Source organism: Aeromonas sp. 61P (assembly GCF_051919545.1).
In the GTDB taxonomy this organism is placed as follows: Bacteria; Pseudomonadota; Gammaproteobacteria; order Enterobacterales; family Aeromonadaceae; genus Aeromonas; species Aeromonas veronii.
Genome location: NZ_JBQBEL010000001.1, coordinates 4108894 through 4129811, shown reverse-complemented (window position 1 = coordinate 4129811; position 20918 = coordinate 4108894). Strand labels below are relative to the sequence as shown.

Sequence of the window (20918 nt, the reverse complement as noted above, 5' to 3'; positions counted from 1 at the left end):
TCTTGAAATAGCAGTAATGACTATATATTCCTGCTCAAATCACACCTTGGATTGAAATATGGATTTCTTTATGCGATAGATTATTTCTTTTAGAAAAATCGTCAACGCAGATAGAGTAGGAAATTCTACAACGCTTATTAGCTTGAAGATTACATATCAACTTTGACTCATCAAGATATTATAACATTTTTCTACAAGAGGAGAAATCGGCCTGTCTTTCAATAAAACGATAAATAATGGGCGAAATCTAATAGAAATAGGCATAACAGAAACATCATCAGCATATCCTGATTCACGCACCACCCGAGAAGACACCAGCGAAACTCCTAGTCCCTCAGCAACAGCTCTGACTATTCCTTCAGTACTACCATATTCAATGCACCGTATAGGGATAATGCCTTGATTTTCTAACCATAACTCTGTTGCTTCTCTCGTTCCTGAACTAGGTTCTCTTAACAACCAAGTGTGTTGTGCCCAATCATGTTCATATGTATCTGATGTTAGGGATGTAATAAGACAAAGCTCATCATCATGCCAATGACATGATAAGAGGCGAGGATCACTCAGTGTTCCTTCGACCAATCCGATATCGATTTGACAGTCTAATAACTGCTGTCCTATATACTGCGTATTTCCCGTAGTTATTTTTAGGTCAATATCAGGAAAACGTTGTATAAGTTTTGATAAATATGGTCGAAACCAATACCCAGCAATTGTGCTACTTGCTCCAATTGTCAAGCGCCCTTTCTTCATTCCAATTCTGGCTTGCATATCATCAATGGCAGCACGCTCTAACATGTATATTGCATGCGCATGGTCAAATAGCACTTGCCCATGCTCAGTCAAATGAATCCCTTTTCGGCTTCTACCTGAACCTCTTTCTAGTAATGGAAGCCCTATCTGACGCTCTAACTCACTAACTGCTTTTGATACCGCTGGCTGGCTAATACAAAGATGTGTGGCTGCATTGGAAAAACCGCCCTCACTTGAAACCGTATAAAAAATGCGCAAAAGGTGTAGGTTTATAACCATAACTGTAGGTTATCCATTGTTAATTATTATGTATTTTTATTATCAATTATCAAGGCATATAATGCTATAACACAGTAAATAAGTATAGAAGACCACTCAATGCCTCATTCGTCTGTTGTACATGATAATAATTCGTTTTTGAAAAGTAGCCTAAAAAGCTACCAGTGGTGGCTAGGCATCATACTCGTAGCGATAATTGCCGCAATGAGTATTTTAGCTAGTAAACTGGATGTTGCAACTCATATGGGCCTTAGTGCGCTTACTTTGGCTATTGTATTTGGGATTTTTATTGGAAACACCGTCTTCCCTCGTGTAGCAAATCATACTGCTATAGGTGTAGATTATGCTAAAAATAAATTACTTAGAGTTGGCATTGTTCTTTATGGCTTCAGAATAACCTTCCAGCAAATAGAGGGGATAGGCTGGGCAGGAATTATCATAGACATATTAATGATCAGCTGTACGTTTATCTTGGCTTATTATATTGGAACAAAACTATTAAGACTTGATAAACAGACAACAATGCTAATTGGTGCAGGAAGTTCCATTTGTGGTGCAGCTGCGATAATGGCTGCTGAACCTGTGATCAAGGGCCAAGCTCATAAGGTTTCAGTTGCTGTTGCTACGGTGGTTGTATTTGGAACTATTGCTATGTTTCTATACCCACTAATTTATCCCTATTTAGATATAAGTGCTGAACAATACGGCATGTTTGCTGGTTCAACAATTCATGAAGTCGCACAGGTAGTGGCAGCAGGCCGTAGTGTCAGCGAGGATGCAGCAAATACGGCCGTGATTGTTAAGATGATTCGTGTCATGATGCTCGCACCATTTTTAATAGTATTATCTACATGCATCGGTAAAGAGACTCATGATACGTCCCATAAAAGCAATAGCATTACTATACCATGGTTTGCGGTATTATTTATTGTCGCCAGTGGAATAAATTCCCTTAACATTATACCTCCACACATTGTCAATTACTTGATTGATATCGATAGTATATTGCTTGCAATGGCTATGGCCGCTCTTGGATTACGTACTCACATTGGTGCAATACATCAAGCGGGTGTAAAACCTTTGATTCTTGCTGCCATACTATTTCTATTCCTTTGTGTAGGTGGTTTTTTTATAAATCTAGCCGTATTAATTTTATTTTGAATATTAAAAGAAAATGGCAAAGATCTCATTTGATAATGTAATCCCACTTTAATATAAAATTTTTTTCCATCATATAAAAATATAAATAAAGAGTGCAATTAAATACATTGCATCCAAATGCAAGATGTATCTTTCAGAGACATCTTGCATTGTGATGTAGAGCATCAATAATAATGCATCACACTTACTGTGATTTTAATTAAATCAGTTACTAACTACTGAATTTTTTTAGTAGAAATCATTAGCAAAAAGTGCTTTAATGAACATCCTGAATGCCAATTTAATGTGTAACATCGAAGGTGTTTGACATGCATGGAGTTGCGTTATTTTTGCATATTTTAGGTGCAACAATCTGGACTGGCGGGCATATTATACTCGCTCTAATAGTTCTCCCTAAAGCACTAAAGGAATCGTCAACGAAAATATTACTAGACTTTGAATCTGTATACGAGAGAATTGGAATGCCTGCCTTAATAACGCAGATAGTCACGGGTATTTACCTGGCATTGAACATTGAGAGTGATGTACTAAATTGGTTTAACATTGATAACAGGGTTACAAATGTTATTCTCATTAAATTGGCATTACTTACACTCACTACCTGTTTTGCAATAAATGCTAGATTTCGTGTAATTCCGAATTTAAATGAGTCTAATTTAGCTTTAATGGGATGGCACATTCGAGCAGTGACGATCATATCTATCCTATTCGTTTTTGTAGGCGTTTCATTCAGAACAGGATGGTTGTATTAAAGTTATAATGAAACTAATAAAAGCAATGTTAGATAAATCATCACTTGGTGCATAATATTATGTATGCCAAGTGGTGATTTCTTCTTAACCCAATACAAGGCATACATATGATGTGATATTTTATAGGAAATATAGGGAGCTATCCCATACACCTAGTTTATAGTTCGATTATGTGCCCACACTGCCACTTCCACTCTTGATTTCAAGCTTAATTTTTTTAGTATATTTTTCACGTGAATTTTGACTGTTCCTACAGATATAAATAATTCTTGAGCGATTAGCTTGTTTGAAAAGCCGTTTGACATAAGCTTTAGCACATCTATCTCTCTATGGCTTAAAGAATTTATCGAGTTAGCTGCTTTTTTTGATTGCTTAATATAATGATCTGAATTACAAATCTTTAATATTGAAGGGCTCGCCACAAATGAAATAGAATAAATTGATCTTATTGACATTATAAAATCAGATGGCTCTATGTCTTTGAGCAAATATCCATCTGCTCCTGCCCTGAAAGTCTCAATTACATCCATTTCAAGGTCGGAACATGTGAAAATTATGACTTTGCATTTCAGCCCATGTGCCTTTATTTTTTTTAACGTTTCAAGACCGTTCAGTATGGGCATATCAAGATCTAATATTATTACATCCGGCTCGTAAGTAATAGCCAGCTCTAGCCCTTGTTGGCCATCACCTGCTTCTGCAACGACTTTAATGTCAGGATCTGTAGATAAAAGCTCTTTTATTCCACTGCGTAGAATGGAATGATCATCAATCAATAAAGTTTTTAGTGGCGATGGTGATCTGTTTGATTCAATGTTGTCCATAACTAGGGCTCTATTATATTATTAATGCTCTGATTTCAAATCGAAATTTCAAAAATGTAAAAAATACTGATATTTACTTCAGTCCCAACCGCTTGGCTAGGCGGTGTAAATTACCACAATCAATATCTAAGGCTCGTGCTGTTGCAGCCCAATTATCATTATGATCTGCTAGCACCTTCGTAATTAGCGCAGACTGAAATGCATCAGTTGATGCTCTCAAACCCATTTGGTTAGTGGTGAAGCCATCAATATTTTCGGCAGGGCTTATACTAGATTGAGGCATTGGTGGCATAGCTATACTGAAATGATGGGTTGCAAGCGTCAGAACCGGACTTCGTTGCTCTGCTCTAGCCAATACGGCACCACGATGAATGGCATGCTCCAGTTCGCGCACATTACCAGGCCAGTCATAGCCCTTCAAAAGATGCAGTGCTTGAGGTTGGATCCGCAGTTGCTCTAACCCCATACTCACTCGACAGCACTCGCAAAAGTAGCCAGCCAACAAGGAGATATCATCCTCTCTATCTCTCAAGGCTGGTACATGTATAGGGAAAACACTCAGGCGATGATAGAGGTCTGCTCGAAACTTGCCATCGATGACTGCTTTCTTCAAGTCTCGGTTCGTTGCAGCAAGCACACGTACATTGACTTTCAGTGGGGTATCATCACCAATGCGCTGCAAGTCTCCATATTGAATGACACGTAGCAATTTTGCCTGCAATGATAAGGATAATTCACCAACTTCATCCAGGAACAACGTGCCCTTATCCGCTAATTCAAATTTACCCGCACGATTATGAATAGCGCCTGTAAACGCTCCCTTTACATGCCCAAATAGTTCACTCTCTGCTACGGATTCCGGTAGGGCTGCGCAATTGAGATATACCAATTTGCGATCTGCACGTGGCGAGCCAAGATGTACAGCTTTTGCTATTAACTCCTTACCTACACCCGTTTCGCCCAAAATCAGGACGTTTAAATCAGTATTAGCAACTATATCTACCTCATGCTTTAGCTGCTGCATCGCCTGAGAATGCCCGATTATCTCGAACCTATCTGCACCTGTTGGTGTTGAAGGTATTAATGGCTCACTGCTCTGGCGAGCTAAACGCTCTAGTAGTAATGAGTTACTTAACGCCGCTGCCGCTAGCGCACCAATTAAACGCAACTCTTCATCGCTAATGTCATCAAACTGAGCAGGATTCATTCCATCTATGGTCAATGCACCAATCAAGACTTGATCGGAGAACAGAGGCAAACCAACACAAGCATGCACCTTAAATTCTGCATGATCAGGGATCAAGCCATCATAGGGGTCTGGCAAGCTACTATCTGCCGGAAAGCGTACTACGTCACCAGCACGGGCAATTGCCTCCATGCGTGGGTGCTCCTTGATGGCGAAACGGCGTCCTAATACGTCCTGCATTAAGCCATCGATGGCGAGCGGGATGAACTGGCCTCCTTCGTATCGTAGCAAGGCTGACGCATCTGAGTTCAGTAGGCTGCGAATACTCTGGATAAGGCGGTGGAATCTGTCTTGATGTGAAATCCCCAGCTGTATGTCTATAGCAATACGAGCCAAACTGTCTGTCGAAATCATTGTTAGTGTCCAAATGACATTAATGCTGTCATTTAAACAATATCAATACTATGTCATTTTAACAAGAAAATAAACTAAGCCTCATAAAAACAATGAGTTATGAGTTGGCATGTTAGCTGCAATAGTTGATATCAAGAAATACCAACTATTACATACTGAGGAATTGCCAGATGACCATTCATGTCAAAAACAACATTCACTGGGTCGGCCAACGGGACTGGGAAGTTCGAGATTTTCATGGTACTGAGTACAAGACAAACAAGGGGACGAGCTACAACAGCTATCTCATCCGTGAAGGGAAGAACGTGCTGATTGATACAGTCGATCATAAGTTCAGCCGAGAGTTCGTTCAAAACCTTGCAGCAGAGATCGACCTTAACCTTATCGATTATGTGGTGATCAACCATGCTGAGGAAGATCACGCAGGGGCACTGACCGAATTGATGGCTCGTATCCCAGGCACTCCGATTTACTGCACTCACAACGCTATCGACTCAATCACGGGACACCATCATCATCCTGAATGGAACTTCCATCCAGTCAAAACAGGCGACAGTCTCGACATCGGTAATGGCAAGCAGCTGGTGTTCATTGAAACACCTATGCTGCACTGGCCCGACAGCATGATGACCTACATGACTGAGGACGCAGTGTTGTTTTCTAACGATGCCTTCGGTCAACACTATTGTGATGAGCATCTGTTCAATGACGAAGTAGATCAAACCGAATTGATGGAGCAGTGCCAACGGTACTACGCAAATATCCTCACCCCATTCAGCCCACTTGTGACAGCTAAAATCAAAGAGGTGCTTGGATTCAACCTGCCAGTAAGCATGGTGGCAACCTCCCACGGTATTGTCTGGCGTGAGGATCCGACCCAAATTATTCTCAAGTATCTGGAGTGGGCAGACCACTACCAAGAAGATCGTATCACCCTGTTCTATGACTCGATGTCAAACAACACCCGTATGATGGCCGATGCCATCGCACAGGGTATTCACGAAGTTGACCCTGGGGTCGCAGTCAAGATCTACAACGTAGCCCGCCACGATAAGAACGAGATCCTGACACAAGTGTTCCGCTCCAAGGGAATACTCGTGGGCTCATCCACAATGAACAACGTCATGATGCCTAAGGTGGCAGGCATGCTGGAGGAGATAACTGGCCTGCGCTTTAGAAACAAGCGTGCTTCTGCATTCGGCAGTTACGGCTGGACTGGTGGTGCAGTAGATCGTATCCAGACCCGATTGATGGATGCAGGCTTTGATATCAGCATTTCTCTGAAAGCCAAATGGCGACCAGATGGTTCTGCACTGGCAGAGTGCCGAGAGCATGGACGCCAGCTCGCTCGTCAATGGGCGTTACATCCTATTGAGGTGCCTCGCCCAGAAAAAGCAGCCCATCAAGTGCCATTCACTGTTGATATCTCCCCTGTAGAGGAGACCACCCAGTCAGTTGTAGCCGGAGTAGACGATGAGCAAGCAATGCTTTGCACAGTCTGCCAGTGGGTTTATGACCCCGCCTTAGGTGAACCGGATCAATTGGTTGCGGTTGGCACTCCCTGGAGCCTTGTACCGGAGAGTTTCCTTTGCCCTGGCTGCGGCATCGGCAAGGAGGTATTCGAACCATGCGCAGTGGAGGCATGTGTATGAGCGCATTAAATGAGCATTATGCTGGTTCCAGCCAGGATATAGTCATCATCGGTAGCGGCTTTGCCGCTCAGCAGTTGGTAAAAAGCTTGCGTAAATTAGATGGTGAAAGACCGATCCGTCTTATTACCGCTGATAATGGCAATGAATATAACAAACCGGACTTGAGTCATGTGGTCAGTCGTGGTTACACCGCCAGCGCAATGACAAAGTTGACGGGGGCTCAATTTGCTGAACAGCAACGTATCATTCTGTCACCTAATACGATTGTGCATAGCATTAGTCCGAATAACAAAATGGTACACACAAATAATGGCGATTTTTCTTATGGCCAGCTAGTGCTGGCAACTGGGGCCAGTTCTATACTGCCTCCCGTTCCCAACTCGGATAAAATGGTAACCCTCAATAGCCAAAATGATTATGCCAATGCCGAACAATTAATTAAGAATGCAAAACGCATTATGGTACTCGGAGCAGGTTTGATCGGCTGTGAGTTGGCTATGGATATGGTGGGCCAAGACCGAATTGTGACGCTTGTAGATCTGGCGGACAGCCCCCTAAGTACATTAATGCCAGCTGCATTGAGTCAACCGTTACTGCAAGCCTTACGGGAGCAGGGGGTTGACCTAAAACTTGGTCGAGGTATCAAGTCGATACAAAGAGGAGATGCCAACGAATCCTTTACGATAGAGCTCACTGACAGCAGTTTCAGTGAACAGGATCTTGTCATTTCAGCTATAGGTCTACAACCGAATCTATCCTTAGCGATGAATGCGGGACTGGCTGTAAGGCGTGGAATTGTAGTGGATGAATACCTGAGAACATCGAGTGAGCACATTTATGCGCTTGGCGATTGCGTTGAGTGGAAAGGTGAATTACGCCCCTTTTTGCAGCCAATTGTTCTCGGTGCCAATGCATTATCTAAAACTCTGATTGGTAAGCCAACACCACTAACGCTTCCTCCAATGCTAGTGAAGGTAAAAACACTTCAATATCCTTTGCAGTTAGCTGGTAGAACAAAAGGTACAGACCTTTCATGGCAGTTTAAGTGGAATAAAAATGGAATGGTCGCAGAAGCTCGCAGCGAGGATGGTGAAATGTGCGGCTTTGTCGTAGGTGGAGACCAAATGGGAGCTGCATTCCCACTTCTACGCCTTCTTTCTAGATGAATAATTGCTGGCTGAGCATATGCTCAGCCTTACTTAATTTCATAGATTATTAAGGATAAAACATGTCGCTACTGCATAGTATACCAGCTCATTGGGTTGTTCGCCGTTCAACCCCATTCTTTACAAATGAAAACGTACCACAGGCTCTATTAACCCATCACAATACAGCTGCTGGCGTATTCGGTCAGTTATGTGTAATGGAGGGGACGGTAACATATTACGGTTTTGCTGATGAAACAGCGGAGATACCTGAAATTACGCTTGTAATCCGAGCCGGAGAGTTTGCAACCAGCCCACCTCAGTATTGGCACAGGGTTGAACTGTCTGAAGATGCTAGATTCAATATCCATTTTTGGGCTGAAAACGTAAGCTCAGACACCCCACTCATTAAGACAAGAGAATAAATTACAATCTGGTCATCGCCACAAACTAGGCCAACTGCCCATCCAGATCAAAATGAATAACTGTAATGTTGTTTATGATTGGCTGTTTTTGCGATGGGAGTTGGCTAGATGAGTGGGATTGAAACCATAACCATGCTGAGTGGCTTGGTGTATCTGTTGTTGTTCCAGTGGCATGAGCGTTCAGGCTGGTCTTGGCAGCTGTTCATGATGCTAACCGCTGCTGTATGGTTGACGGTAGCAGCCAAGCCACCACTAAGTAGTTTAATCGTGTTTGCTGTCGCTATTGGTATGCTTTATAGATATAAATTAATATCCGCATTTTATGATTCAAGTGATCAACAACTTCGTAGTTTAGTTAGATATTTCTTAGTTATATCGTGGGGATTTGTAACAATACAGTATGGCGTTTATATTTTTCAACTCCACCAGGGTGACCTACCTTGGCTGTCTAGACCTGATATCGTAGATGGCTTTCTACCTATAGCGGGCGGTCTTGGCTTGCGGGCGTTGTTGAGTTTGGGCATTACTGATTACCACCATCCAGCTGCAACAATCACAGTCTTGGTTATTTCCTTATCTGGACTCATTTTAGGTCGTGCCTTCTGCTCATGGTTTTGCCCTCTTGGGGTTGTCGGTGAATGGCTGCATCATTTTCGAAATTTGCTGCTACCTGGTGAGTGGACTCCGCCAAAATGGTTAGACCTACTGCTCAGGTCTCAGAAATGTCTAGTTCTATCATTTCTGATGTTCATAGTTATTCTTGCTGTTCCAAATGTTGCACTGCCAGGGTACTTGATGAGCCAGTATCACCAAGCTGCTGACATGAAAATGGGAGCCTTCTTTTTCAACTTGAACTTCATATCAGGCATTTTTGTTGCCTGGGTATTATGTATCACGATGTTTTTCAAGCAAGGCTTCTGTAGATACCTATGCCCTTATGGTGGATGGCTTGCCTTGTTAGGACTTCTGACACCATTACGTATTCGCAGGTCTTCCAGCAGCTGTTTACGAAGCAAGGGATACGATTGTGATAAATGCAGTAGAGCATGTCCATCAAGGATACAGGTTCATGAACTTATATCTGTCAGAAATATTGAGTGTACAAACTGTTTAACTTGTATCTCTGCATGCCCAAAACAAGCTAATGCGATTCATTTTGGTACTGCGAATAAAAAGGTTTCAGCAAAGAAACTGCTTGCAATGTTGTGTGTTTTACTTCTCTTAATGCCATTGCTAGCTCATGTGATTTTCGATTTTTGGACAAGCAACACACCATTAGAACAGCGCCGTTATCTATTGGAAATCCTTCCTGGCCTTTCACATTAGAGTGATAGCTATTAAAGCGCCACTTTTCGGTGACGCTTTATTTCTGCAAATGATTAAATAACGCAATAGTTATCACTACTAGTCGAAAATAATCTTCTCATTATGAACCCACACTGCAACTTCAATTCTTGAATGAAGATTTAATTTTTTAAGAATGTTTTTTACATGAACTTTAACTGTTCCTTCAGAAATAAATAAACGTCTTGATATAACCTTATTAGGCAAGCCTTGAGCAATAAATTTCAAAACATCTATTTCGCGATGGCTTAACACTTGGAGATTTTTGTCTTTAAGGCGGTTTTTTCTTCTTGACTGCATACTTTCAATAAGGATTGCAGTTAGTTTTGGGCTTATCACAAGCTTTCCCATGCACGCCTGTTCAATCGAGCTAATCAGGTCTTCAGGTTCCATGTCTTTGAGTAGATAACCATCTGCTCCAGCAAGTATAGCATCCGAAACATCATCTTCATAATCTGATACTGTGAAGATTACGATTCTGCTAGATACATTATGCGCTCGTAATGACTTTAATGTGTCTATACCACTAAACTCAGGCATATTAAGATCTAACAAAATTAAGTCAGGTTCATAATCTAATGCTAGCTGAACACCATCTTGTCCTGTACTGGCTTCAGCTACAATAGTTAAAAAGGGATTTGTACGTAAAAGTTGCTTAATCCCGCTCCGTAGGACAGGATGATCATCAATTAGTAAAATTGAAAAAACATCTGCGTTGGTTGTTAAAGCTTTTTCCATGTGTGTTCCTCAAACTACGTGAAGATCAATTTTCACTTGCGTCCGTTCATTAATGAATGAAATATTTTCTGATTTTAGAAAAACAACTAAGCTCGATATTGAATCCTCGAACTCAGCTTCACCCTTCAGGATGATAATGACATATTCAGCTAGGGATTTTATATGCAGCTCAATCCGTGATGGAGGCATACTTATCCTTAAACATTCGAATAATTTATTGAAGAAGTTCAGTATGAGTATTTCCTGCTCATGCGAATAGTCTTCATAAAAATCTTTATATTCCAACCTAATGTTAAAACCATATGTGTCATTAAATATTGCTATCGCATCTTTTAATAAAATTAACGTTTCGATTTTCTTATATGGAATTCTAAAAGTAGAAATTAGTTTTCTGATGTTTGAGTAAGCTTCATTTAACTCACACCTCATCTCTGAAACATTATCAACCTGAGAAGAACTAATGATGATTGGATCCCTTTGAAGAAGGCTAATCTTTATCTTTAAGTATGATAAAGACTGTGCTATCGAATCATGAAGTGTTTGAGCAATTGTGTTTCTTTCTTTAAATAATAATAGTTGTTGTTGTTGTTGCTCTTTGTAGTAAAGAGATAAGGATTGAGACAGCAAGTTGCAAAATGCAAATATTAATTGTTCTGTATCATGTAATATAGTGACTTCATTTGAAAAGAAAAATTCTATGTAACCATAATCATTATGCGCATCTCCAATGTTCCATAACCTATTATTATATTCACTCTCAATAGGGGATGTGACATCTGCATTATTAATACATAATGAGCAACGCATAGAGGCACAATGTAATGGCCTCACGTTCTCACCAAAGGTGTATAAATGTTTGACCGAATTTTTATGTGGATCATGAATATATACTTTTATTTTTCCAGCCCCAGTGTATCCGATTAATTCTTTCATGAAAGGAGCTAAAACTTTGCAGTTGAATTCTTGATTTTGAAATAATCTACAACTGCGATAAAGGAATTCTAAATGCAAATTCTGCAAGTTAAGTTTATGCGTTTTTTCAGCTACCATCTGTTCCAGATCGCTGTAGGTATGCTTAACAACCTCTGACATATTGTTTAATGCATTGCCAAGCTGCCACATCTCATCGCGGTAATCATGTGATTCAGAATCAAATTTTGAACTAAAATCACCATGCTGAATGTTTTTAGCCATTAACAATAATTTTGACCACGGTCTAAAGAAACGCTTATTTAAGCTATAAATTGCGATGAAGGAAAACAATATAACAATTAAAGAAGATGCTTTTTGAAGGCCATTAATCACTACGATCTTAGATTCTGTTTTGTTCTCAATGCTTTTGATTATCTTCTGTAGCAAACTAATAAACTCTTTAGAGCGGTTAATGCTTAATGGTGTTGCTACATCACCAGATTTTAAGTGGGAAAGAATGTTTTTTAATTTTGGATCCCACAAACTGTTGAGTTGTATGTATTCTTTATTAAGGTTGTGCTTTTCAGCCGTGTTAATAAAAAAAGGATCATGCAGAATTGATTCAACGCTATTAACCGCTTGCACTTTTTCATCAACAGACAGTGTTCCTGAGAGGAGTGCATAGACTTTCATTCTAATTGAACCAATACTATTTATCACATATGCATTCCCTTGGATGCTTGATGACAAATAAATCGATGCACTCATATTAAATATAGATATGAGGCATAGTGTACATATAATTGACGTTATAGAAATTGTAATAGACAGTTTCTTCCAATACTTCAATAGTATGTTCACGAATTTGACACTTCCTAAGATTGTCACTACTGATGTTTATACCTTTTAGATACCCTAATAAAAATACCTCAAAGTAAATACCTACAATATTCCAGACATTAGCCAGCTCATGATAAAGAAAGTCTTGTTGACGCTAAGTGCATGATTTTGTTGTGGTTAATTTCAACCCGCCCCCCCCTGTAGTAGGTAGTTATCGAAATATTCATCATTTGTAATACATATGTTCAGTTGATCTAAGTCAATAAAAAATATCCATTTAAATTGTTTATTGGAAATTGTGTACCCCAACACTAACCGGTGAGCAAAATGTCCATATATCAAAAATACAAAGATGGATGTGAAGACAGTCACACAAATAAAAGAAATAACAGCAAAACGCTCGTTGACTGGAATCCTGATGACAAGTGCTTTTGGATTGAGAATGGTTCTCATATTGCCAGAAGAAACCTACTGATATCTATCCCTTGTCTACTGATCTCATTCTCTGTGTGGATGATATTCAGCGTAGTAGCAATGAACTTGCCTTTAGCTGGTTTCACCTTTACAACAGACCAGCTGTTTCTGCTGACTGCACTCCCGTCACTTACTGGAGCTTTAGGACGGATTCCTTACTCATTTGTGATCCCAGTTTTTGGTGGCCGGAGATGGACAGCATTCAGTACCTTGTTGCTTATGATACCTATGTCATGGTTGACCATTGCATTGCAAGACACCACAACGCCGTATTCAACATTTCTAATAATCTCTTTGTTATGTGGGTTTGGTGGTGCCAACTTTGCATCTAGTATGGCTAACATCAGCTTGTTTTATCCAAAAACTCAACAAGGAAAGGCTCTTGGTTTAAATGGGGGGCTAGGTAACTTGGGTGTCAGTGTCATGCAGATGCTTGTACCTATCGTAATTTCTGTAAATATCTTTGGCCCTTTCGGTTTAGGTCAAGGAAATCCTGATGCATCAATATGGCTCAGCAATGCACCCTTAATATGGATGCCAGTAATATTGATATTGAGTATTGCAGCGTGGCATTTTATGAATGATATTGCAGCACCCAAAGCCTCGTTTAAAGAGCAATGGGTAGTGTTAAAACAAAAACATCTTTGGATTATGAGTGTTTTATATTTGGCTGCCTTTGGTTCATTCATTGGATTCTCTGCGGGGTTTGCAATGCTCGCTAAAACTCAATTCCCTGATATTGAAATAATGAAATATGCTTTCATAGGGCCATTATTCGGCGCATTGATGAGGCCAGTTGGTGGCGTTTTATCAGATAAGCTGGGCGGTGTTAAAGTCACCTTTGTTAGCTTTTGCTTAATGGCTACGTTAGTTGCGGTTTTGTTTTCAACTCTTCCATCAGATGCAGGGCATGGCAACTTCACCTATTTTCTAGCTGTCTTTATGGCTTTGTTCTCATGCGCAGGAGTTGGGAGTGGTTCTACATTTCAAATGATCGCCGTTTTGTTTAGGGGGATGATGATAAAAAGGAATCTACAGCGATATGATTCAGAAGCTCAAGCCTTAAAAAAATCAGCAAATGATACAGCAACAGCATTAGGGTTCATCTCAGCAATAGGTGCAATTGGTGGTTTCTTTATTCCAAACGCATTCGGCTTATCAATAGCTCTCAGCGGAACACCAATTAATGCGATGAAAGCTTTTTTAGTCTTCTATGTTATTTGTGGGCTAATAACATGGTTTGTATATGGAAAAGAACTCAATAAATAGAATGTTACTATTAATGCATATGCATATGGAGCAGTAAAATGAGCAAGTTTCTTGACAGGTTTAACTATTTAAAGACATTAGGTGAAAAGTTTTCTGGTGAACACGGCCAAACGTACAATACGAACAGAGATTGGGAAGATGGTTACAGAGACCGCTGGCAACATGACAAAATTGTACGCTCAACACATGGCGTGAACTGTACTGGTTCATGTAGTTGGAAAATCTATGTAAAAAACGGCTTGGTTACATGGGAAACGCAGCAAACTGATTACCCTAGGACAAGGCCAGATCTCCCAAACCATGAGCCTCGCGGCTGCCCAAGAGGGGCAAGCTACTCGTGGTATCTGTACAGCGCCAATCGACTGAAGTACCCAATGGTCAGGAAAGCGTTGATTGAGCTTTGGCGAGACGCAAAAAGTAAGCACAAAGACCCTGTTCTAGCATGGGGTGCGATTGCTTCCGATCAGAATGTATCCAAAAAGTATAAGGCTGCCCGAGGTAGAGGCGGTTTTGTTCGTAGCACCTGGAATGAAGTTAATGAGATCATTGGAGCGGCAAACGTTTACACCGTAAAAGAGCACGGCCCAGATCGCGTTGTTGGCTTCTCACCAATTCCAGCGATGTCTATGGTTTCCTATGCCGCAGGTGCAAGATATTTATCGCTCATCGGTGGCTCTTGCCTTAGCTTCTATGACTGGTATTGTGATCTTCCTCCCGCATCACCGATGACTTGGGGAGAGCAAACAGACGTACCAGAGTCAGCAGATTGGTACAACTCCTCATACATCATAGCCTGGGGCTCAAATATTCCTCAGACTCGTACTCCTGATGCTCACTTCTTTACTGAAGTTAGATACAAAGGCACCAAAACTGTCGCCATAACTCCAGATTATGCTGAAGTAGCTAAGCTTTGTGATCACTGGCTTAACCCCAAACAAGGTACAGACAGCGCGTTAGCATTGGCTATGGGCCATGTCATTTTGAACGAGTTCCACGTTCAACATAAAAATGAATATTTTGTTAGTTACGCAAGGAAATATACCGATTTTCCGATGTTGGTCAGATTGACCAAACGACCAGATGGTAGCTATGAAGCAGGACGCTTCCTGAGAGCATCAGATTTGGTCAATAACATAGGTGAACAGAACAACCCTGAATGGAAGACCATAGCGATTGATGAGGTTTCTGGTGATCTGGTCGCGCCACAAGGGTCGATTGGCTATAGATGGGGAGAGGATGGAAAGTGGAATCTTGAAGAGACCGCTGGGCAGTCCAAGACACCAGTCACTTTGTCTGTTGGAATAAAGGAACCTCAACATTTAGTTGAGGTGGCTTTCCCATATTTTGGTGGATTGGAAAGTGAGCATTTCACACCTGTTGAATTAGAAGAAGTTATCAGAAGAAAAATTCCAGCTAAATCCATCGTGTTGGCAGATGGAAGCCAAGAATTTGTGACCACCGTCTACGATCTCACCGTGGCTAACTATGGTGTAGAAAGAGGGTTTGATGACCCTAGCAGCGCACATACCTATAAGGAAGTGAAGGCATATTCACCCGCTTGGGCAGAAAAAATAACGGGTGTACCACAAGATGAGATTATCCGCATCGCTCGTGAGTTTGCTGACAATGCAGCCAAAACACATGGGCGCTCAATGATCATCGTTGGTGCAGGCATGAACCACTGGTATCACATGGATATGAATTACCGTGGTTTGATTAACATGCTGGTATTCTGTGGTTGCGTAGGACAGAGCGGTGGTGGATGGGCTCACTACGTAGGGCAAGAGAAGCTTCGTCCCCAGACGGGCTGGCAACCGTTGGCATTTGGCCTAGATTGGCAAAAGCCTCCACGCCACATGAATGGGACGTCTTTCTTCTATAACCACTCTAGTCAATGGCGATATGAGAAGTTAGATGCCCAAGAATTGCTTTCACCTTTAGCTGATGCAAGTAAATATAGTAAGCATCTCATTGATATGAACGTGAAAGCAGAGCGGCTGGGTTGGCTTCCTTCAAGCCCTCAGCTGAATACTAATCCACTGAGTATTGCTGAACAGGCAAAAGCGCTTGGGGTAAGCCCTGTAGAGTTCACGGTTAACTCGCTGAAGGACGGCAGTATTCGTTTTGCTGCTGAGTGTCCCGAAGATCATTATCCACGCAATATGTTTATTTGGAGATCAAATCTTCTTGGGTCTTCAGGTAAAGGTCATGAATACATGCTCAAGTACCTGTTGGGCACAGAACATGGCATTCAAGGAAAAGATCTCGGCTCATTCAGTGATAGCAAACCATCTGAAGTTGATTGGAAAGATACCCCAACCCAAGGCAAGCTTGATCTCGTTGTGACTCTAGATTTTCGGATGTCGAGTACCTGTCTGTTTTCAGACATCGTGTTGCCTACTGCAACCTGGTATGAAAAAGATGATATGAATACCTCGGATATGCATCCATTCATCCATCCATTGTCAGCAGCTGTAGATCCAGCCTGGGAAGCAAAATCCGACTGGGAAATTTATAAGGCAATTGCAAAAGCGTTTTCTGAGCTCTGTAAAGGACATCTTGGCGTTGAAACCGATGTGGTTACATTGCCAATGCAGCATGACTCTCCAGCAGAAATAGCCCAAGCGTTTGAAGTAAAAGACTGGAAATTGGGTGAATGTGATCTCATTCCAGGAAAAACTGCACCACATATAATGACCGTTGAGCGCGATTATCCTAACACCTACGCAAGATTTACATCGTTAGGTCCACTCCTTGATAAGCAAGGAAATGGTGGCAAGGGTATTAATTGGAACACAGAAACCGAAGTAGACCTTCTTAAAAAACTTAACTACACACACCATGATGGCGCGAATGCTGGGCGGCCAAAGATTGACACTGCAATTGATGCGGCTGAAGTAATTCTTACTTTAGCCCCAGAGACTAATGGTCATGTGGCTGTTAAGGCTTGGAATGCATTAAGTAAGCTGACTGGCCGAGAACATGCACATCTTGCTATCAACAAGGAAGAGGAAAAAATTCGTTTCCGTGACATTCAGGCTCAGCCGAGAAAAATCATATCTAGCCCAACATGGTCTGGTTTGGAAGACGAGCATGTCTCGTATAACGCAGGTTATACAAACGTTCATGAGCTAATTCCATGGCGAACCATTACTGGTCGTCAACAGCTGTATCAGGATCACCAATGGATGCGTGATTTTGGCGAAAGTCTCATTTCATATCGACCACCAATCAATACCCAGACTATTAAAAATATTATGGGTAAGAAGGGTAACGGTAACAAAGAGAAAGCTCTGAACTGGATCACTCCGCACCAGAAATGGGGTATCCACTCAACATACAGCGAAAACTTGTTGATGCTTACACTGTCTCGGGGTGGGCCAATTGTTTGGATAAGTGAAGATGATGCTAAAGATCTAAAAATTGAGGATAACGACTGGATAGAGGCATTTAATATCAATGGTTCATTAACTGCTCGTGCAGTGGTGAGTCAGCGCGTCCCTGCTGGAATGGTAATGATGTATCACGCTCAAGAGCGCCTGGTGAATATTCCAGGCTCCGAAATAACAGGACAACGTGGTGGGATTCATAACTCCGTTACTCGTGTCTGCCCTAAACCAACTCATATGATTGGCGGATATGCACATCAGGCTTATGGGTTCAACTATTATGGCACAGTGGGCTCTAACCGTGATGAGTTTGTTGTCGTCCGCCGCATGAATCAGGTTAAATGGCTTGATGACGAAAATAATGACTATACACAGGCTGACAATATGTACAGTAACAAGGCAGGGGAGAAGTAAAAATGAAAATTCGTGCGCAAATTGGAATGGTGCTAAACCTCGATAAATGCATCGGATGTCATACTTGCTCTGTTACTTGTAAGAACGTATGGACAAGTCGCGAGGGAATGGAATACGCCTGGTTTAATAACGTAGAAAGCAAGCCAGGCGTGGGCTATCCAAACGATTGGGAAAACCAGGATAAATGGAAGGGTGGCTGGGTTCGAAATATCAATGGAAAAATCGTTCCAAGAATGGGTAACCGGATTGGCGTTTTAGCCAAGATTTTTAACAACCCTGACATGCCGACTATTGATGACTATTATGAGCCTTTCACCTTTGACTATGAGCATTTACATAATGCTAAACAAGGTGCGCATCAGCCAATAGCACGTCCACGTTCACTGATCACTGGTCAACGTATGGACAAGATCAACAATGGCCCAAACTGGGAAGAAATCTTGGGCGGGGAATTCACTAAGCGTTCACAAGACTACAATTTCAACCACATCCAAAAGGAGATGTATGGACAGTTTGAAAATACGTTCATGATGTTCTCCCTCGGCTTTGTGAGCATTGCTTGAATCCTGCATGTGTGGCTACTTGCCCTAGTGGGGCAATATATAAACGTGAAGAAGATGGCATTGTCCTTATTGACCAAGACAAATGTCGTGGTTGGCGTATGTGTCTTACTGGTTGCCCCTACAAGAAGATTTACTTTAACTGGAAAAGTGGTAAATCTGAAAAATGTATCTTCTGCTACCCCAGAATTGAGTCTGGTCAACCAACCGTCTGCTCTGAAACATGTGTAGGACGAATTAGATATCTGGGAGTAATCCTTTATGATGCAGATCGTATTGAGCAAGCAGCATCAACTGAAAATGACAAGGATTTATACAACAAGCAGTTGGAGATTTTCTTAAATCCACATGATCCTGCTATCATTGAAGAAGCCTTAAAGCAAGGCATCACTCAAAATGTTCTAGATGCTGCTCAGAAGTCACCTGTGTACAAGATGGCGATGGAATGGAAGCTTGCACTCCCATTACACCCAGAGTATCGCACGTTACCGATGGTATGGTATGTACCACCTCTTTCCCCTATCCAATCAGCCAAAGATGCAGGCTATTTAGGTGATGATGGTGTTCTACCAGATATTTCTAGCTTGCGAATTCCTTTACAGTATTTGGCGAATCTGTTGACCGCTGGCGATATAGCACCTGTTAAGAGTGCACTGAATCGTATGTTGGCAATGCGTCATTATAAGCGAGCTGAAACTGTAGATAAAAAGGTGGATACCAGCGCATTAGAGCAGGTTGGTTTAACTGAACACCAAGCGCAGGAAATGTATCGTTATTTGGCTATAGCTAACTATGAAGACCGCTTTGTAGTTCCTTCCAGTCATCGCGAGCTAGCACGAGAAGCATTTCCTGAAGCTAAAGGGTGTGGCTTTAGCTTTGGTGATGGTTGTAAAGGTAGCGACACTAAGTACAACCTGTTTAATAGCCAGAGAATTAATGCCATTAATGTATCTACAAATCCAAGTGAGGATAAAAAATGAAATCTTTAAAGATCATATCAATCCTCTTGGACTACCCAGATATTGATCTGTGGGAAAACAAGGATGAAATCTTTGATTGCATAGCTGAATGTAATGAGCTGACATCGGCACAAAAATCATCAATATGTGATTTTGTAACATATGCGTTTGATCGTTCTCTACTTTCATTCCAAGAAATATATTGTGATATCTTCGACCGTGGCCGTTCCACCTCTCTGCTTCTTTTTGAGCATGTTCATGGTGAGTCGCGTGATCGCGGACAAGCAATGGTAGACCTGCTTAAGCAATATGAAGATGCAGGATTTTCTCTTAACAAAAGAGAATTACCGGATTTTCTTCCTGTTTACTTGGAATACCTTTCAACAAGAAATAACGCTGAAATTATAGAGGGGTTGTGTTTTATCACTCCGATCTTGGGGTTGCTTAAAGAGAGGCTACTCAAAAGAGAAAGCAAATATCATGTTCTATTTGGGGTTCTAATTGATCTATCCATGACAGAGTACGATAGCGCTCTTATAAGCACACAAGTTATGAAAGAGGCTGATGATGCAACACCCGCTGCGTTAGATGCTGTTTGGGAGGAAGAGCAGGTGAAGTTTTTAGGAGGAGAATCATGTCCCAGTTCAATTCAATCGATTCATAGCAACCGATTTAAGAATGCAGTCGTACCACAGTACCTTGAAATTGGTGAGGCAAACAAATGAACTATATTCATAGCTTCTTCTTTGATATATACCCATATATTGCAGTTACCATTTTTCTACTTGGTAGTTGGGTTCGTTACGATTATGGGCAGTACACTTGGCGAGCAGGATCAAGCCAGTTACTTGATAACTCGAATATGAGGCTGGCATCTGGACTGTTCCACATTGGCATTCTTGGTATCATCTTCGGCCACTTTTTTGGCTTGCTGACACCTCACTGGGTATATGAGTCATTCTTATCATTGCAATCAAAACAACTCATAGCGATGTGTGCTGGCGGTATCTTTGGTGCAATGACGTTGTACGGTGGTTATCTGCTCTTAAAGCGGCGTCTGACAAACGTAAGGATCAGAGCAACATCATCGACTGCGGATATTTTGATTTTAGTGCTATTAGTTTCCCAGGCAGCGCTTGGTCTTCTGACAATTCCATTTTCTGCTTTCCATCTTGATGGAAGTGTCATGATGAAGCTCGTAAGTTGGGCACAAGATGTTGTAACGTTCCAAACAGGGGCATCTAAAAATTTAGAAGGGGTATCGTTTATCTACAAAATTCATATGATTTTAGGTATGACTTTGTTTGTTGTCTTTCCATTCTGTCGATTGGTACACGTTTGGAGTGTACCGCTCGAATATTTAACTAGACGCATCCAGATCGTAAGGTCTCGTCGGTAACATGATTAGGGTAGTAGTCGCAGTGTAAA

The 20918-nt window shown here is 41.4% G+C and carries 17 protein-coding genes; 12 read left to right on the top strand and 5 right to left on the bottom strand.

Annotated elements, in window-relative coordinates; genetic code table 11:
- Positions 1 to 156: 156 nt before the first annotated feature.
- The gene (locus ACTG2O_RS19230; protein ID WP_439976491.1) at positions 157 to 1032 is read right to left on the bottom strand and encodes a LysR family transcriptional regulator; all 876 of its coding nucleotides are present in this window, start codon (positions 1030 to 1032) and stop codon (positions 157 to 159) included.
- A gap of 138 nt (positions 1033 to 1170) precedes the next feature.
- Here ACTG2O_RS19230 and ACTG2O_RS19225 point away from each other — a divergent pair, with 138 nt between their 5' ends.
- Together ACTG2O_RS19225 and ACTG2O_RS19220 are read left to right on the top strand one after the other, a co-directional pair.
- A complete protein-coding gene (locus ACTG2O_RS19225; protein ID WP_042084606.1) occupies positions 1171 to 2193 on the top strand; it encodes a YeiH family putative sulfate export transporter in 1023 nt (340 codons plus the stop codon).
- A 308-nt stretch (positions 2194 to 2501) separates the two neighbouring features.
- Entirely contained in the window at positions 2502 to 2945 is a 444-nt protein-coding gene (locus ACTG2O_RS19220) for a CopD family protein (RefSeq protein WP_042084603.1), read from the top strand.
- Between the two features lie 152 nt (positions 2946 to 3097).
- On the opposite strand, the gene ACTG2O_RS19215 is transcribed toward ACTG2O_RS19220, so the two are convergent.
- Together ACTG2O_RS19215 and norR are read right to left on the bottom strand one after the other, a co-directional pair.
- Positions 3098 to 3769, bottom strand: a complete 672-nt coding sequence (locus tag ACTG2O_RS19215; protein ID WP_439976490.1) for a response regulator — start codon at positions 3767 to 3769, stop codon at positions 3098 to 3100.
- A gap of 73 nt (positions 3770 to 3842) precedes the next feature.
- A complete protein-coding gene (gene norR, locus ACTG2O_RS19210) occupies positions 3843 to 5369 on the bottom strand; it encodes a nitric oxide reductase transcriptional regulator NorR (protein ID WP_082037433.1) in 1527 nt (508 codons plus the stop codon).
- A gap of 170 nt (positions 5370 to 5539) precedes the next feature.
- Here norR and norV point away from each other — a divergent pair, with 170 nt between their 5' ends.
- The 4 genes from norV (at position 5540) to ACTG2O_RS19190 (ending at position 9917) form a co-directional block, all read left to right on the top strand.
- On the top strand, positions 5540 to 7021 hold the full coding sequence (gene norV / locus ACTG2O_RS19205; RefSeq protein ID WP_017408675.1) for an anaerobic nitric oxide reductase flavorubredoxin: 1482 nt from the start codon (positions 5540 to 5542) through the stop codon (positions 7019 to 7021).
- Positions 7018 to 8187, top strand: coding sequence for an NADH:flavorubredoxin reductase NorW (gene norW, locus ACTG2O_RS19200; RefSeq protein ID WP_042024864.1), 1170 nt, complete (start codon positions 7018 to 7020; stop codon positions 8185 to 8187). Before norV ends, norW begins: the two co-directional genes overlap by 4 nt.
- Before the next feature lie 62 nt (positions 8188 to 8249).
- On the top strand, positions 8250 to 8591 hold the full coding sequence (locus ACTG2O_RS19195; RefSeq protein ID WP_017408673.1) for a DUF1971 domain-containing protein: 342 nt from the start codon (positions 8250 to 8252) through the stop codon (positions 8589 to 8591).
- Between the two features lie 108 nt (positions 8592 to 8699).
- Positions 8700 to 9917, top strand: a complete 1218-nt coding sequence (locus ACTG2O_RS19190; protein ID WP_139411149.1) for a 4Fe-4S binding protein — start codon at positions 8700 to 8702, stop codon at positions 9915 to 9917.
- Positions 9918 to 9995: 78 nt separating this feature from the next.
- On the opposite strand, the gene narL is transcribed toward ACTG2O_RS19190, so the two are convergent.
- Together narL and ACTG2O_RS19180 are read right to left on the bottom strand one after the other, a co-directional pair.
- Positions 9996 to 10673, bottom strand: a complete 678-nt coding sequence (narL, locus tag ACTG2O_RS19185; RefSeq protein WP_017408671.1) for a two-component system response regulator NarL — start codon at positions 10671 to 10673, stop codon at positions 9996 to 9998.
- 9 nt (positions 10674 to 10682) lie between these two features.
- Positions 10683 to 12305, bottom strand: a complete 1623-nt coding sequence (locus tag ACTG2O_RS19180) for a histidine kinase (protein WP_159143394.1) — start codon at positions 12303 to 12305, stop codon at positions 10683 to 10685.
- A 447-nt stretch (positions 12306 to 12752) separates the two neighbouring features.
- On the opposite strand from ACTG2O_RS19180, the gene ACTG2O_RS19175 reads away from it, so the two are divergent.
- The 6 genes from ACTG2O_RS19175 to narI are packed head-to-tail and all read left to right on the top strand — an operon-like array spanning position 12753 to position 20889.
- On the top strand, positions 12753 to 14168 hold the full coding sequence (locus tag ACTG2O_RS19175) for a NarK family nitrate/nitrite MFS transporter (RefSeq protein ID WP_042024865.1): 1416 nt from the start codon (positions 12753 to 12755) through the stop codon (positions 14166 to 14168).
- A gap of 38 nt (positions 14169 to 14206) precedes the next feature.
- Entirely contained in the window at positions 14207 to 17971 is a 3765-nt protein-coding gene (locus ACTG2O_RS19170) for a nitrate reductase subunit alpha (protein ID WP_042024866.1), read from the top strand.
- A 2-nt stretch (positions 17972 to 17973) separates the two neighbouring features.
- Positions 17974 to 18534 (top strand): hypothetical protein, encoded by a 561-nt coding sequence (locus ACTG2O_RS19165; RefSeq protein ID WP_439976489.1) that lies wholly within the window; start codon positions 17974 to 17976, stop codon positions 18532 to 18534.
- Positions 18531 to 19511 carry a nitrate reductase subunit beta gene (narH, locus tag ACTG2O_RS19160; protein ID WP_439976488.1) on the top strand — a complete coding sequence of 327 codons (981 nt, stop codon included), beginning with the start codon at positions 18531 to 18533 and terminating at the stop codon, positions 19509 to 19511. The genes ACTG2O_RS19165 and narH overlap by 4 nt, the downstream gene beginning before the upstream one ends.
- Positions 19508 to 20215 carry a nitrate reductase molybdenum cofactor assembly chaperone gene (gene narJ / locus ACTG2O_RS19155; protein ID WP_042024867.1) on the top strand — a complete coding sequence of 236 codons (708 nt, stop codon included), beginning with the start codon at positions 19508 to 19510 and terminating at the stop codon, positions 20213 to 20215. The genes narH and narJ overlap by 4 nt, the downstream gene beginning before the upstream one ends.
- Positions 20212 to 20889 (top strand): respiratory nitrate reductase subunit gamma, encoded by a 678-nt coding sequence (gene narI / locus ACTG2O_RS19150; RefSeq protein WP_042084594.1) that lies wholly within the window; start codon positions 20212 to 20214, stop codon positions 20887 to 20889. Before narJ ends, narI begins: the two co-directional genes overlap by 4 nt.
- Positions 20890 to 20918 lie beyond the last annotated feature (29 nt).

What these genes read in the sequence shown, in the direction of transcription:
- ACTG2O_RS19220 (WP_042084603.1), top strand. Translation starts at nt 2,502, where the DNA reads ATGCATGGAGTTGCGTTATTTTTGCATATTTTAGGTGCAACAATCTGG.
- norR (WP_082037433.1), bottom strand. Translation starts at nt 5,369, where the DNA reads ATGATTTCGACAGACAGTTTGGCTCGTATTGCTATAGACATACAGCTG.
- narJ (WP_042024867.1), top strand. Translation starts at nt 19,508, where the DNA reads ATGAAATCTTTAAAGATCATATCAATCCTCTTGGACTACCCAGATATT.
- narL (WP_017408671.1), bottom strand. Translation starts at nt 10,673, where the DNA reads ATGGAAAAAGCTTTAACAACCAACGCAGATGTTTTTTCAATTTTACTA.
- narI (WP_042084594.1), top strand. Translation starts at nt 20,212, where the DNA reads ATGAACTATATTCATAGCTTCTTCTTTGATATATACCCATATATTGCA.
- norW (WP_042024864.1), top strand. Translation starts at nt 7,018, where the DNA reads ATGAGCGCATTAAATGAGCATTATGCTGGTTCCAGCCAGGATATAGTC.
- ACTG2O_RS19170 (WP_042024866.1), top strand. Translation starts at nt 14,207, where the DNA reads ATGAGCAAGTTTCTTGACAGGTTTAACTATTTAAAGACATTAGGTGAA.
- ACTG2O_RS19195 (WP_017408673.1), top strand. Translation starts at nt 8,250, where the DNA reads ATGTCGCTACTGCATAGTATACCAGCTCATTGGGTTGTTCGCCGTTCA.
- ACTG2O_RS19165 (WP_439976489.1), top strand. Translation starts at nt 17,974, where the DNA reads ATGAAAATTCGTGCGCAAATTGGAATGGTGCTAAACCTCGATAAATGC.
- ACTG2O_RS19215 (WP_439976490.1), bottom strand. Translation starts at nt 3,769, where the DNA reads ATGGACAACATTGAATCAAACAGATCACCATCGCCACTAAAAACTTTA.
- ACTG2O_RS19230 (WP_439976491.1), bottom strand. Translation starts at nt 1,032, where the DNA reads ATGGTTATAAACCTACACCTTTTGCGCATTTTTTATACGGTTTCAAGT.
- norV (WP_017408675.1), top strand. Translation starts at nt 5,540, where the DNA reads ATGACCATTCATGTCAAAAACAACATTCACTGGGTCGGCCAACGGGAC.
- ACTG2O_RS19190 (WP_139411149.1), top strand. Translation starts at nt 8,700, where the DNA reads ATGAGTGGGATTGAAACCATAACCATGCTGAGTGGCTTGGTGTATCTG.
- ACTG2O_RS19175 (WP_042024865.1), top strand. Translation starts at nt 12,753, where the DNA reads ATGTCCATATATCAAAAATACAAAGATGGATGTGAAGACAGTCACACA.